This is a genomic window from Mesorhizobium sp. B3-1-9 (genome assembly GCF_006439595.1).
Classification (GTDB): domain Bacteria; phylum Pseudomonadota; class Alphaproteobacteria; order Rhizobiales; family Rhizobiaceae; genus Mesorhizobium.
Genome location: NZ_VFTJ01000003.1, coordinates 31,151 through 43,029 on the forward strand (window position 1 = coordinate 31,151; position 11,879 = coordinate 43,029).

16 protein-coding genes are annotated in these 11,879 nt (G+C 62.7%); 13 read left to right on the plus strand and 3 right to left on the minus strand.

The features are described from left to right. Window positions 1–92: 92 nt before the first annotated feature. The 3 genes from FJW07_RS06250 (at window position 93) to FJW07_RS06260 (ending at window position 2,221) form a co-directional block, all read left to right on the plus strand. Window positions 93–761 carry an amino acid ABC transporter permease gene (locus tag FJW07_RS06250; RefSeq protein WP_140645502.1) on the plus strand — a complete coding sequence of 223 codons (669 nt, stop codon included), beginning with the start codon at window positions 93–95 and terminating at the stop codon, window positions 759–761. Then, complete coding sequence (locus FJW07_RS06255) at window positions 748–1,470, plus strand: amino acid ABC transporter ATP-binding protein (protein ID WP_140645503.1); 723 nt, start codon at window positions 748–750, stop codon at window positions 1,468–1,470. Before FJW07_RS06250 ends, FJW07_RS06255 begins: the two co-directional genes overlap by 14 nt. Window positions 1,471–1,618: 148 nt before the next feature. Beyond that, window positions 1,619–2,221, plus strand: coding sequence for a YdeI/OmpD-associated family protein (locus tag FJW07_RS06260; RefSeq protein WP_140855246.1), 603 nt, complete (start codon window positions 1,619–1,621; stop codon window positions 2,219–2,221). Window positions 2,222–2,336: 115 nt separating this feature from the next. Here the strand turns inward: FJW07_RS06260 and FJW07_RS06265 are convergent, their stop codons facing one another. Further along, window positions 2,337–2,651, minus strand: coding sequence for a hypothetical protein (locus tag FJW07_RS06265; RefSeq protein ID WP_140855248.1), 315 nt, complete (start codon window positions 2,649–2,651; stop codon window positions 2,337–2,339). A gap of 364 nt (window positions 2,652–3,015) precedes the next feature. Between FJW07_RS06265 and FJW07_RS06270 the strand changes: the two genes are divergently transcribed. From FJW07_RS06270 to FJW07_RS06305, 8 genes are all read left to right on the plus strand, one after another. Then, a complete protein-coding gene (locus FJW07_RS06270) occupies window positions 3,016–3,723 on the plus strand; it encodes an SDR family NAD(P)-dependent oxidoreductase (RefSeq protein ID WP_140855250.1) in 708 nt (235 codons plus the stop codon). 80 nt (window positions 3,724–3,803) lie between these two features. Then, complete coding sequence (locus tag FJW07_RS06275; protein ID WP_140710070.1) at window positions 3,804–4,100, plus strand: type II toxin-antitoxin system HigB family toxin; 297 nt, start codon at window positions 3,804–3,806, stop codon at window positions 4,098–4,100. Further along, entirely contained in the window at window positions 4,100–4,516 is a 417-nt protein-coding gene (locus FJW07_RS06280) for an XRE family transcriptional regulator (RefSeq protein WP_140855252.1), read from the plus strand. The genes FJW07_RS06275 and FJW07_RS06280 overlap by 1 nt, the downstream gene beginning before the upstream one ends. A gap of 290 nt (window positions 4,517–4,806) precedes the next feature. After that, window positions 4,807–6,015 carry an ABC transporter substrate-binding protein gene (locus FJW07_RS06285; protein WP_140645509.1) on the plus strand — a complete coding sequence of 403 codons (1,209 nt, stop codon included), beginning with the start codon at window positions 4,807–4,809 and terminating at the stop codon, window positions 6,013–6,015. Further along, on the plus strand, window positions 6,012–6,812 hold the full coding sequence (locus FJW07_RS06290) for an ABC transporter ATP-binding protein (protein ID WP_140855253.1): 801 nt from the start codon (window positions 6,012–6,014) through the stop codon (window positions 6,810–6,812). Before FJW07_RS06285 ends, FJW07_RS06290 begins: the two co-directional genes overlap by 4 nt. Next, entirely contained in the window at window positions 6,805–7,509 is a 705-nt protein-coding gene (locus FJW07_RS06295; protein ID WP_140645511.1) for an ABC transporter ATP-binding protein, read from the plus strand. Before FJW07_RS06290 ends, FJW07_RS06295 begins: the two co-directional genes overlap by 8 nt. A gap of 7 nt (window positions 7,510–7,516) precedes the next feature. After that, window positions 7,517–8,404, plus strand: coding sequence for a branched-chain amino acid ABC transporter permease (locus FJW07_RS06300; RefSeq protein ID WP_140645512.1), 888 nt, complete (start codon window positions 7,517–7,519; stop codon window positions 8,402–8,404). Then, the gene (locus FJW07_RS06305; protein ID WP_181182578.1) at window positions 8,397–9,395 is read left to right on the plus strand and encodes a branched-chain amino acid ABC transporter permease; all 999 of its coding nucleotides are present in this window, start codon (window positions 8,397–8,399) and stop codon (window positions 9,393–9,395) included. Before FJW07_RS06300 ends, FJW07_RS06305 begins: the two co-directional genes overlap by 8 nt. 53 nt (window positions 9,396–9,448) lie before the next feature. Here the strand turns inward: FJW07_RS06305 and FJW07_RS06310 are convergent, their stop codons facing one another. Continuing rightward, entirely contained in the window at window positions 9,449–10,141 is a 693-nt protein-coding gene (locus FJW07_RS06310) for a helix-turn-helix domain-containing protein (protein WP_140855257.1), read from the minus strand. 176 nt (window positions 10,142–10,317) lie between these two features. On the opposite strand from FJW07_RS06310, the gene FJW07_RS06315 reads away from it, so the two are divergent. Both FJW07_RS06315 and FJW07_RS06320 read left to right on the plus strand, forming a co-directional pair. Next, complete coding sequence (locus FJW07_RS06315) at window positions 10,318–10,644, plus strand: DUF1330 domain-containing protein (protein ID WP_140785386.1); 327 nt, start codon at window positions 10,318–10,320, stop codon at window positions 10,642–10,644. A gap of 148 nt (window positions 10,645–10,792) precedes the next feature. Next, the gene (locus tag FJW07_RS06320; RefSeq protein ID WP_140785387.1) at window positions 10,793–11,293 is read left to right on the plus strand and encodes a hypothetical protein; all 501 of its coding nucleotides are present in this window, start codon (window positions 10,793–10,795) and stop codon (window positions 11,291–11,293) included. A 73-nt stretch (window positions 11,294–11,366) separates the two neighbouring features. On the opposite strand, the gene FJW07_RS06325 is transcribed toward FJW07_RS06320, so the two are convergent. Then, window positions 11,367–11,840 carry an Lrp/AsnC family transcriptional regulator gene (locus tag FJW07_RS06325; protein ID WP_140855259.1) on the minus strand — a complete coding sequence of 158 codons (474 nt, stop codon included), beginning with the start codon at window positions 11,838–11,840 and terminating at the stop codon, window positions 11,367–11,369. Window positions 11,841–11,879 lie beyond the last annotated feature (39 nt).

Below are 11,879 nucleotides of genomic sequence, written 5' to 3' on the forward strand. Positions count from 1 at the left end.
GTTCTCTCCGGCAAGTCGACACGCATGGCGCCAGCCGCGCCATGCGTGTCTTCTGACGAAGCGGGCGGGAATAGCGATCCAAGGCACGGTTCATGGGCCCCATCTGGCAAAACCTACCCGTCATCCTCGATGGCCTGCGGCTTACCATCCAGTATTCGATCGTCGCCATCATCCTGATGGTGGTGATCGGCCTGTGCGCGGCGCTGATGCGCCTGTCGACTGTTGCGCCGCTGCGCTGGATCGCCACCGGCTATGTCGAGATCTTCCGGTCCACGCCGCTGCTGGTGCAACTCTTCTTCATCGTGCTTGGATTGCCGGCGATCCTGCCCGTCAATCAGTGGTTCGGACAGCTGACTTATCCCATCCTCGCCGCCGCCTTCACGCTCAGCCTGAACGAGGGCGCCTATGTCACCGAGATCATCCGCGCGGGCATTCTCGGCGTCGACCGGGGCCAGAAGGAGGCCGCGCAGTCCATCGCCATGAACGGCTTTCAGACGATGCGCTATATCGTTCTGCCCCAGGCGTTCAAGCGGATGATCCCGCCGCTGGTCAACCAGGCTGCCCAGACGATCAAGGACACCTCGCTGCTGGCGCCGGTCGGCATCGCCGAGCTGGTCTACAAGGGCGAGATCGTGATTGCCGAGACCTTTGCGTCCTTTGCGATCTGGGGGCTGATTGCCGCCCTCTATTTCGTCCTCATCTTCTCGCTGTCGAAGTTCTCGTCCTACCTGGAGAGGAGGCTTCAAGTTGATAAACGTTAAGGACCTTCACAAGTCCTTTGGCCACAACGAGATCCTCAAGGGGATAACCACTCATGTGGAGGAAAAGGAGGTCGTCGTCGTCATCGGTCCCTCGGGAAGCGGCAAGAGCACTTTTCTGCGCTGCCTGAACGGCTTGGAGGCGGCAACCAGCGGCGAGATCGAAATCGCCGGCATGATGTTGACCGACCCGAAGACAAACATCCACCAACTACGTCAGCATGTCGGCATGGTGTTTCAGCAGTTCAACCTGTTCAAGCACCTGACCATTCTGGAGAATGTCACGATCGGGCCGCGCAAGGTCAAGAAGATCCCGACCGAGGAGGCCAACAGGGTCGCGCGCGAATTGCTGGCCAAGGTCGGTCTCGTCGGCAAGGAAGCGAATTATCCGGACGAGCTTTCCGGCGGCCAGCAGCAGCGCGTGGCAATCGCGCGCTCGCTGGCGATGGGACCGAACGTCATGCTCTTCGACGAGCCGACCTCCGCGCTCGATCCCGAAATGGTGGGCGAGGTGCTTCAGGTCATGAAGACCCTCGCCGTTGAGGGCATGACGATGGTCGTGGTCACCCATGAGATGGGTTTTGCCCGGGAGGTTGGGCACCGTGTGATCTTCATGGATGACGGCATGATCGTCGAGGAGGGAGCGCCGAAAGCGCTTTTCTCGGATCCGCAGAGGAACCGTACAAAGAGCTTTCTGGCGAAAATCCTGTAGCCTTCGACCCGGCGGTCGTCGCTTCAATTCGCAAATGAGGGCCCCTCGGATCCAGCCGTTTGGCGCCTGCTGACAGAAATTGGCACCAGCCGTCGCTACAACCGCTGCGGAATCATCCACACTGGTAGCGACGGAAGACGAGGTGACGATGGCCCCGATAAAGGTCGACCCGGACAAGGTGCGCGAGTTCCCCGATGCCGACAGCTTCTATGCCTGGCTGGCCGACAACCACGCCGGCGAAAGCGAGGTCTGGATCAAGGTCCACAAGGTCGGGTCGGGGCTGGCGTCGATCACGCCGAAGGAGGCGATCGACGTCGTGCTCTGCTTCGGCTGGATCGACGCGGTGCGCAAGTCGCTCGACGACAAGAGTTTCCTGCAGCGCTACACCCCGCGCGGCAGGAAGAGCATCTGGAGCAAGATCAACATCGACAATGTCGCGCGCCTGATCGAGGCGGGCCGCATGACCAGCCACGGCTTGCGCGAGGTCGAGGCGGCCAAGGCCGACGGCCGCTGGGACCGCGCCTATGGCGGATCGAAGGAGATGACCATCCCGCCCGACCTGCAGGCCGCGATCGATGCCGAGCCGAAGGCAAGGGCAATGCTGGAGAAGCTTTCGGCGCAGAACCGGTTCGCGCTCGCTTTTCGCACCCACAACATGAAGACCGAGGCGGGCCGCAAGAAGAAGATCGCCGATCTGGTGGCGATGCTTAAGCGCGGCGAGACGATCCACCCGCAGAAGAAGAAGCCGTAGACGCAAACAAAAACGCCGCCCGGAAGGAGGGCGGCGTTTTCGGGAAGCGATGATCCTGAACCCTCTGCAAGCGGTCCGGGATCATCCGGTCATGAAGTTCGAAACGCGTCGGGCCTTATGCGGCCTTCTTCGCAACATGCTTCTTCACATGGTGCTTGCGCACGTGATGCTTCTTGGCGTGATGCTTGGAGTGCTTCTTCACGTGATGATGCTTGCGGGCGTGATGACGGTGATGCTTGCGATGATGCTTCTTGTGCTCGGCCTTGGCGGCGGGCTTGGCCGTCTCGGTGGTCGCGGCCGGAGCAGTCGTCGTGGTGGTCGTGGTCGCGGTGGTCGTCGCGGCGGCGTTGGCTTCGGTGGTGCCCAGCGCCGGCACCGCGAAAGCGAGCGCGACGGCAAGGCCGAGTGCGGAAAGAACGGTCGTTTTCATAATCGGCATTCCTTGGTTAAGAACAATGTTCTGTGTCGCGCGCCGCAAATCATCGGCTGCTCCGGTGCCGCTTATGACAGGCGCTCTTTTCGCGAGTTTTTCCCGACTGTTGAATCTTGTTTCTGGATTGTGTCCGGCGCGTCGTCGCCCTCGTGCATTGGGCAAAGGTGACCGCGTAGCGACCCGCGAGGGTGCGCTTTCAGATGCGATAGCGTTCCTCGGCAGCGGTGAATATTGCTGGGGTTCGGAATTGCCCGTCACTCATGAACTGAATCGCATAATGATTGCGAACTCTTCACTCTAATCAATCGGTGCGATCGATGCGATCTTGCTGTCGACACGCACAACCGAAGGAGCGGAAGCAATGACCGGCCACGCAGATCATTCCGGCAAGGTGGCACTCGTCACCGGCGGCAATCGGGGCATCGGCCTGGAAACGACGCACCAACTCGCCGAACTCGGCTTCACCGTGCTGATCGGCGCGCGCGATCTTGCCAAGGGCGAGGCGGCGGCGAAGCGGCTTGGCGGCAAGGTCGAAGCCATCGCGCTGGATGTCGCCGCGTCCGAGGCCGCAGCCCGCGCCGCGGCCGAGGTCGAGCGCCGCTTCGGCCGGCTCGACGTTTTGGTCAACAATGCCGCCATCCATTACGACCCTTCGGCGCGAGCGCTCAAGCCCGACTGGACGGTGATCCGCGAGGCCTTCGAGACCAATGTCTTCGGCGCCTGGCGCGTCGCTGCCGCCTTCGCGCCGCTGCTCGGTGCCTCCGGCCATGGCCGGCTGGTCAACGTCTCGTCGGAAGGCGGCTCGCTCGCTTCGATGGGCGCCGGCGCCCCGGCCTATTCGACCAGCAAGGCGACGCTCAACGCGCTGACCCGCATCCTGGCCGCGGAACTGCGCGGCGCGGGCGTGCTGGTCAACTCGATCTGCCCCGGCTGGGTCGCGACCGACATGGGCGGTCCCGGCGGACGCCCGGTGGCGCAGGGAGCGGCCGGGATCGTCTGGGCCGCGACCTTGCCCGACGACGGCCCGACCGGCGGCTTTTTTCGCGACGGCAAGCCGCTGCCGTGGTGAGCGGGCGTCGATGAGATGGATATTTCCCAATTTGGGTAAGTACCCTTTGTTCCCAGTTTGGGAAATGGCTATATGGGTGCATGCAAATCGTCAGCAGGAAAACGCTCGTCACCTTCTGGACGAAGCATCCGCAATCCAGAATGCCGCTGACGGCCTGGTTCAATGCATCGAGCAAGGTCGACTGGAAGGGACCGGCTGACGTCAAGGAACAGTTCGGCGCAAATGTCGATTTCGTAGCTGATAACCGTCCGGTGTTCGACATTGCGGGCAATAAGTATCGGCTGATTGTGCATGTAAGCTACACGTTCAAGAGAGTGCTGATCAAATTCGTCGGCACTCACGTCGAGTACGACAAGACAGACGCGGAGAAGGTGTGATGGACAACATCCGACCCATTAAGACCGACGCCGATTACGATTGGGCGATTGCGGAGATCACTCGCTATTTTGACAAGGAGCCCGTTCCCGGCACGCCTGACGCCGATCGTTTCGATGTTCTTGCTGAACTTATCGAAGCATACGAGACAAAACACTACCCTATCGCGGAAACCGACCCGGTGGACGCGATCACTGCTCATATGGAGATGGCCAATCTCAGCAGGCAAGCGCTGATAAAGCTGCTCGGGTCAGCGTCGCGTGCATCTGAGATTCTAGCCCGCAAGCGAGCGCTGACGATGGACATGGCTTTCAAGCTCAATCGTGAATGGCATATCCCTGCAGAGGTCCTAATCGTCCCTTACCACTTGGCCGATCAGGGCAACACAAAGGACAGAAAAGCCGCCGCTCGCGCTTGACCGTCCCGGGGCGCCTCATCACCATACGACCGCCCCTTGATCGTCTCCGGCAACTGGTCATCCCAATCTTCTGCCATGCTACGAAAATAGCATTCTCGGCCCGCGACATGTGGTGCTAGGCTCGCGCCCGTGCACCCAAGGCACGCCGTGGCCCAGCCCGCAAACAAGAGGACCCGCGAGAGGAGGAGCGGCAGAGCGGGATCGAGGCTCCAATCCAAAATCCGAAAGAACTGTTGAACCATCGCGAGGCAGCCGCGTTTCCGATGGTTGCCATATGGGAGGAACCACCAGTGAAAGCATCCTATCTCGTCTCGGCCGCGCTCCTTGCGGCATCCGCAATGCCGGCCGCGGCCGGCGAAATCTCGGACGGCAAGGTCAAGATCGGCATCCTCAACGACCAGTCGGGCGTCTATGCGGATTTCGGCGGCAAGTGGTCGGTCGAGGCCGCCAAGATGGCGGTCGAGGATTTCGGCGGCAAGGTGCAGGGCGCGCCGATCGAGATCGTCAGCGCCGATCATCAGAACAAGCCCGACATCGCCTCCAACATCGCGCGCCAGTGGTACGACACCGAGCAGGTCGACGCGATCATGGAGCTCACGACGTCTTCCGTGGCCTTGGCCGTCCAGGGGCTTTCCAAGGAAAAGAAGAAGATCGACATCGTCACCGGCGCAGCCTCCACCGACCTCACCGGCAAGCAGTGCTCGCCCTATGGTTTTCACTGGGCCTATGACACCCATTCGCAGGCTGTCGGCACCGGCGGCGAGTTGGTCAAGCAGGGCGGCGACAGCTGGTATTTCATCACCGTCGACTATGCCTTCGGCTATTCGCTCAAGGACCAGACCGCCAAGCTGGTCGAAGCCAGCGGCGGCAAGGTGCTGGGCGAGGTGCGCTATCCGCTCGGCTCCACCGACTATTCCTCCTTCCTGCTCCAGGCGCAGTCCTCCGGCGCCAAGATCGTCGGGCTTGCCAATGCCGGCCTCGACACCTCGAACTCGATCAAGCAGGCGGCGGAATTCGGCATCGTCGCCGGCGGCCAGCGGCTGGCGGCACTTCTCTTCACGCTCGCCGAAGTGCATGGGCTCGGCCTCCAGGCGGCGCAGGGCGTGGTGCTGACCGAAGGCTTTTACTGGGACCGCGACGACAAGAGCCGCGAATTCGCCCAACGCTTCTTCAAGCGCACCAACCGCATGCCGAACATGATCCAGGCCGGCACCTACTCGGCGGTGACGCAGTATCTGAAGGCCATCGACAAGGCCGGCACCGACGAGACCGAGGCCGTGGCCAAGGAACTGCATGAAATGCCGGTCAACGACGTCTTCACCGCCAACGGAAAGGTGCAGACCGACGGCTCGATGGTGCACGACATGTATCTCTACCAGGTCAAGAAGCCGGAAGAGTCGAAGAAGGACTGGGACTACTACACCTATCTGGCGACCATTCCCGGCGACAAGGCCTTCATGAAGGCCGAAGACAGCGGCTGCCCGCTCGTCACCAAGTGACGCTCGACACCGCCACCGCTGTTCGCCCGGACAGCACCGATCAGACGCCGCGGGTGGTGCTTTCCGCCCGCGGCCTCAGGCGCGACTTCGCCGGCTTCGTCGCGGTGAAGGATGTCGACCTCGACGTCCATCACGCAAAAATCCATGCGCTGATCGGCCCGAACGGCGCCGGCAAGACCACGATCTTCAACCTGTTGACCAAATTCCTGCAGCCGACCAGCGGCAGGATCGAATTGCTCGGCACCGACATCACCCGCGCGCCGCCGGCTAAAGTGGCGCGCATGGGCCTCGTCCGTTCCTTCCAGATATCGGCGATCTTTCCGCATCTTTCCGTGCTCGACAATGTGCGCGTGGCGCTGCAGCGTCCGGGCGGGCTCGGCTACCAGTTCTGGCGCCCGGTCGTCGCGCTGGATCAGCTCACGCCAAGGGCGAGCGAGCTGCTCGCCATCGTAGGTCTTGACGACGCGGCGTATCGGCTCGCCGGCGATCTTTCCTACGGCCGCAAGCGCGTGCTGGAGATCGCGACCACGCTGGCGCTCGACCCGAAAGTGCTTCTGCTCGACGAGCCGATGGCCGGCATGGGACATGAGGATGTCGGCATGATCTCCGGCATCATCCGATCGTTGGCGAAGGACCGCGCCGTGCTGATGGTCGAGCACAACCTCACCGTGGTTGCCGACCTCTGCGACTGGATAACCGTCATGCAGCGCGGCCAGGTGCTGGCGGCCGGCGACTATGCCACCGTCAGCCAGGACGAGCGCGTGCGCGTCGCTTACATGGGGACTGAGCATGAGTGAGCCGCTGCTTGCCGTGCGCGACCTCCACGCCTGGTATGGCGAAGGCCATGCGCTGCACGGCGTCGACCTCGATGTCAGGCGCGGCGAGACGGTGACGCTGCTCGGCCGCAACGGCGTCGGCAAGACGACGACGCTGCGCGCCATCATGGGCCTGATCCGCAAGCGCACCGGCTCCGTCACCTTCAACGGCAAGGACCTGATCGGCCTGCCGCTTCACCGCGTCGCCCATCAGGGGATCGGCTTCGTGCCTGAAGAGCGCGGCATCTTCGCCACCCTTACTGTCGACGAGAACCTGATCCTGCCGCCGGTCGTGGCCAAGGGCGGCATGAGCGTGGAAGAAATCTTCGAGCTCTTCCCCAACCTCAAGGAACGCCGCGACAGCCAAGGGACAAAACTGTCCGGCGGCGAACAGCAGATGCTGGCGATTGCGCGCATCCTGCGCACCGGCGTCGAGATGCTTTTGCTCGACGAGCCGACCGAAGGCCTGGCGCCGGTCATCGTCCAGCGCATCGGCGAGCTGCTGGCGACGCTGAAGAAGCGCGGCATGACCATCTTGCTGGTGGAACAGAACTTCCGCTTCGCCGCCCGCATCGCCGACCGCTTCTACCTGATGGACCACGGCAAGGTGGTGGAGGGTTTTGCCGTCGGCCAGCTGTCCGCGCACACCGACAAGTTGCACGAAGTGCTGGGGGTATGATCGCGCCATGTTGACGGTCTTCGGCATCCCCATCCAGGCCTTGCTCGGGCAGCTCCTTGTCGGCCTGATCAACGGCTCCTTCTACGCCATGCTCAGCCTCGGCCTCGCCGTTATCTTCGGCCTGCTGCGCATCATCAATTTTGCCCATGGCGCGCTCTATATGCTGGGTGCCTTCATCGGCTATCTGCTGCTGGTGCATTTGGGCATCGGCTACTGGCCGGCGCTGGTCCTTGTGCCGCTTATCGTCGGCCTGTTCGGCATGGCGGTCGAGCGCCTCGCGCTGTCGCGGCTCTACCGCCTCGACCCGCTTTACGGCCTGCTCTTCACCTTCGGCCTCGCCTTGGTCATCGAAGGCGTGTTCCGCTATTACTACGGCGTCTCGGGCAATCCCTATGCCGTGCCGACACTGCTCGCCGGCGGAACCAATCTCGGCTTCATGTTCCTGCCCAATTATCGCGGCTGGGTGGTGGTGGCTTCGCTCATCGTCTGCATCGGCACCTGGCTGCTGATCGAAAAGACGAGGCTTGGCTCCTATCTGCGCGCCGCCACCGAGAACCCGCAACTGGTGCAGGCCTTCGGCGTCAACGTGCCGCTGCTGCTCACGCTCACCTACGGGCTGGGCGCGGCCCTTGCGGGGCTCGCCGGCATTCTCGCCGCGCCCGTCTACCAGGTCAGTCCGCTGATGGGTTCGGACCTGATCATCGTTGTCTTCGCCGTCGTCGTGATTGGCGGCATGGGCTCGATCCTCGGCGCCATCGTCACCGGCTACATGCTCGGCCTCGCCGAGGGCCTGACCAAGGTTTTTTACCCGGAAGCCTCGAACCTGGTCGTGTTCGTCATCATGGTGATCGTGCTGCTCTTGCGCCCGGCCGGCCTGTTCGGAAGGGATGCCTGAGATGAGCGAGGCAACCCTTCACCAGGAACGCGCCGCCGCCTCGCTCAGGCTCGAACGGGGGCTGATAGCGCTGGGCATCGTGGCGCTGATCGCCGCGCCCTTCTTCGTCTATCCGATCTTCGTCATGAAGATGCTGTGCTTCGCCTTGTTCGCCTGCGCCTTCAACCTCTTGCTCGGCTACACCGGCCTGCTTTCCTTCGGCCATGCCGCCTTCTTCGGCGGTGCGGCCTATTTCTGCGCCTACGCCGTGAAAGCCTGGGGCTGGCCGCCGGAGGCAGCCATCCTGCTCGGCACCGCAGGTGCCGCGGGCATGGGCCTCGTCATGGGCTTCCTCGCCATCCGAAGGCAGGGGATCTATTTCTCGATGATCACGCTTGCGCTGGCGCAGATGTTCTATTTCTTCTGCGTCCAGGCGCCCTTCACCGAGGGCGAGGACGGCATCCAGGGCGTGCCTCGCGGCCACCTCTTCGGCGTCGTCGACCTCAACGCCGCCATGAACATGTATTTCTTCGTGCTCGCCGTCTTCCTCATCGGCGTCTTCGCCATCTGGCGCATCGTCAATTCGCCCTTCGGCATGATCCTGCGCTCGATAAGAGAAAACGAGAACCGCGCCATTTCGCTCGGCTATTCGGTCGGCCGCTACAAGCTCGCCGCCTTCGTCATGTCGGCGGCCCTTGCCGGCTTCGCCGGCGCGACCAAGGCGATCGTCTTCCAGTTCGCGACCCTCACCGACGTCACCTGGCAGATGTCGGGCGAGGTGATCCTGATGACGCTGCTCGGCGGCATCGGCACCATGGTCGGTCCGGTGGCGGGCGCCGGCCTTGTCGTCGGTCTCGAAAACACCTTGGCCACCTCGGGCTTCCCGGTGACCATCGCCACCGGCCTGATCTTCATGATCTGCGTGCTCATCTTCCGGCGCGGCATTGTCGGCGAGGTATATGCAAGGTGGCTGGCGCCGGCGGCCGAGGACGGCAACCGTGGCAAGCTTTGATTTCATGGCTTTGAGCGATCAGCCGACCGTGGCTGGATCGCCGAAGCCTGCCTTCAGGCTGCGCGCTTGGGTTCGACCGCGAACGGGCTGAGCCCGAGCCAGGTTTGCATCTTCCTGCCGATGGCCTTGTCGCCGGTCAGGACGACCTTCACGCCGGCCTTCTCGACGGTCAGCAGGCCCATCCAGATTGCGGTCATCGTGTGGAGATCGGTCGAGACGTAGAGGTCGACCTCGAAGCCCGGATCGTACCAGCAAAGATCGACCTCGCCATGCTTCTCGACGATCAGCCACCACGAGCGTTTCGACGCCGGGAGATCCTGATACAGAAATTGTATCACGGTTCTTCCCTCGGGCAGCGGCGAGGGGTTCAGATTACGCCGCATATCCCACATCAGCAGGGACGGATCGAGATTCTTCAACGACAGCCTGGCCTCGACCCATTTCTGTCCCCAAAAGCCCATGGCCTCGACGACCGGGCGCAAATCGCGTCCCGCCTCAGTCAACCGATAGTCGAAGATACCCTTCTCGCCGGGGACTTCTCGGCGCTCCACGATCCCCGCCAGCTCCAGCTCCTTCAGCCGTTGCGATAGAAGGGTCGGCGACATTTTCGGCACGCCGCGGCGCAGGTCGTTGAAGCGGGTCGAGCCCGCCACCAGTTCGCGCATCAGCACCATCGTCCAGCGGGTGCATAGCACCTCGGCGGCCATCGATAGCGGGCAGAACTGCTTGTATCCGTGCTGGGCCATGATCTGTGTCCTCCCTCGAAGCTGGGTGGAACATTAGACCTTCATGAATGAAGCGGCGAGTACAGAAACTGTACCGGCCCGGTACAGATCGCGGACTGGTTGGCGCGAGCCCTGCCGTGCGAGCCGTTTGGCCGACGCACGGGATACCCCTGTGCGCAGCAACCAGGAGACTGACCATGACCGCTTACCTTATCGCGGATATCAAGGTGAAAGATCCGAAATGGATACCGGACTACGCGGCGACCGTGCACGACCTCGTTCACAAGCACGGCGGCAGATATCTGGCGCGCAGCGGCAATGTGAAGACGCTCGAGGGAAAGCCGCTCGACACGACGCTGATCGCGCTGATGGCCTTCCCATCGGAAGCGGCGGCGCAAGCCTTCACCAATGATCCGGCCTACGCCCCCTTCGTGTCAGCCCGCCAGGGTGGCAGCGACAGCCGGTTCCAGCTGATCGACAACACCGACCTGGCCGGAACGATCTCGTACCTGCCGAAGGGATGATCGGCAGCCGCCGCATCGACCCCGCGATCATCAAGCACAAACAGCCACGGCGCTTGCCTGTCGCGCCGCCATCTTTGGCGGCCGGCAAGCCGTGCCTTTCAGGAAGAACGGAATGAACATGACACCACACTTTTGGAACAGGCTTCTCATGGCAGCGGCCGCGCTGACGGCCATCACGACCTTCGCGCAGGCGCATCAGCATGCGGCTGCGTCCGTGTCCGGCGCCAGCCCGCTGGCCGACAAGGTGCGAGCGGCCAACAGCCGGTTTCTCGACGTCAAGGCCGCTACGGCCGAGGGCTATGCGCCCATTCCTTGCGCCAGCGGCATCACGGGCGGCGCCATGGGCATCCACTACGTCAACGGCCAGTATCTGAAGGACGACAAGATCGATATCGCCCGTCCGGAAGCGGTCATGTACGAGCCGATGGCCAACGGCGCGCTGAAGCTGGTGGCGGTCGAATACATCACCTCGAAAGGGCCCGCGTCGCTCGACGGCCAGCTGTTCAATTTCAACAGCGCGCCCAACCGCTACGGTCTGGGCGAGTTCTACGAACTGCATGTCTGGGCCTGGAAAGGCAACCCGACCGGCACCTTTGCCGACATGAACCCGAAAGTGTCGTGCGAACACGCGATGGCGCCGAGCCAGTAGACGCTGGAGATTGGCGAAAGCCAGGATGACTGCCGATCTCCCCCTTGTTGGAGAGATCGGCAGCTTCGACGCCTCACTCCACCGGCACTTCCAACCCTACCTTGACCCGGTCCATCGCCACGAACGTGCGAAACCTTTTGACGTTGTTGTTTGCGAAGAACAGCCGCCGGGTCAGCGCTTCGTAGTCGGCCATCGTCGCCACGGTGACGACGAGGATGAAATCGGCCTCGCCGGTGACGTAATAGCATTGCTGCACCCCGGGCACTTCGGCAAAGCCGCGCTTGGCGGCGTCGATCAGCTCGGCGCGCTCGCTCTCCACCTCGACCTCGACGAAGATGGTGATCGGGTGGCCGACCTTGGCTGGATCGACCAGCGCGACATTGGCGCGGATGACGCCCGCTTCCTCCATGCGCTTGATGCGCCGCTGCACGGCCGGCGCCGAGAGGTTGACCTTCTCGCCGATGACGCGCTGCGGCGTGGTGTTGTCCTTCTGCAGGATGACGAGGATGGCGCGGTCGAAGGCATCGAGTTCGGGCGAAATGGACATGGCAGCGTTCCAAACGAAACAAACTTGCATTTAAAGCAC

Excerpts from the sequence above, each read along its gene's own strand:
- FJW07_RS06250 (WP_140645502.1), top strand. The coding sequence starts at position 93 with ATGGGCCCCATCTGGCAAAACCTACCCGTCATCCTCGATGGCCTGCGG.
- FJW07_RS06265 (WP_140855248.1), bottom strand. The coding sequence starts at position 2,651 with ATGAAAACGACCGTTCTTTCCGCACTCGGCCTTGCCGTCGCGCTCGCT.
- FJW07_RS06295 (WP_140645511.1), top strand. The coding sequence starts at position 6,805 with ATGAGTGAGCCGCTGCTTGCCGTGCGCGACCTCCACGCCTGGTATGGC.
- FJW07_RS06315 (WP_140785386.1), top strand. The coding sequence starts at position 10,318 with ATGACCGCTTACCTTATCGCGGATATCAAGGTGAAAGATCCGAAATGG.
- FJW07_RS06300 (WP_140645512.1), top strand. The coding sequence starts at position 7,517 with ATGTTGACGGTCTTCGGCATCCCCATCCAGGCCTTGCTCGGGCAGCTC.
- FJW07_RS06325 (WP_140855259.1), bottom strand. The coding sequence starts at position 11,840 with ATGTCCATTTCGCCCGAACTCGATGCCTTCGACCGCGCCATCCTCGTC.
- FJW07_RS06305 (WP_181182578.1), top strand. The coding sequence starts at position 8,397 with ATGCCTGAGATGAGCGAGGCAACCCTTCACCAGGAACGCGCCGCCGCC.
- FJW07_RS06260 (WP_140855246.1), top strand. The coding sequence starts at position 1,619 with ATGGCCCCGATAAAGGTCGACCCGGACAAGGTGCGCGAGTTCCCCGAT.
- FJW07_RS06275 (WP_140710070.1), top strand. The coding sequence starts at position 3,804 with ATGCAAATCGTCAGCAGGAAAACGCTCGTCACCTTCTGGACGAAGCAT.
- FJW07_RS06310 (WP_140855257.1), bottom strand. The coding sequence starts at position 10,141 with ATGGCCCAGCACGGATACAAGCAGTTCTGCCCGCTATCGATGGCCGCC.
- FJW07_RS06270 (WP_140855250.1), top strand. The coding sequence starts at position 3,016 with ATGACCGGCCACGCAGATCATTCCGGCAAGGTGGCACTCGTCACCGGC.
- FJW07_RS06280 (WP_140855252.1), top strand. The coding sequence starts at position 4,100 with ATGGACAACATCCGACCCATTAAGACCGACGCCGATTACGATTGGGCG.
- FJW07_RS06320 (WP_140785387.1), top strand. The coding sequence starts at position 10,793 with ATGGCAGCGGCCGCGCTGACGGCCATCACGACCTTCGCGCAGGCGCAT.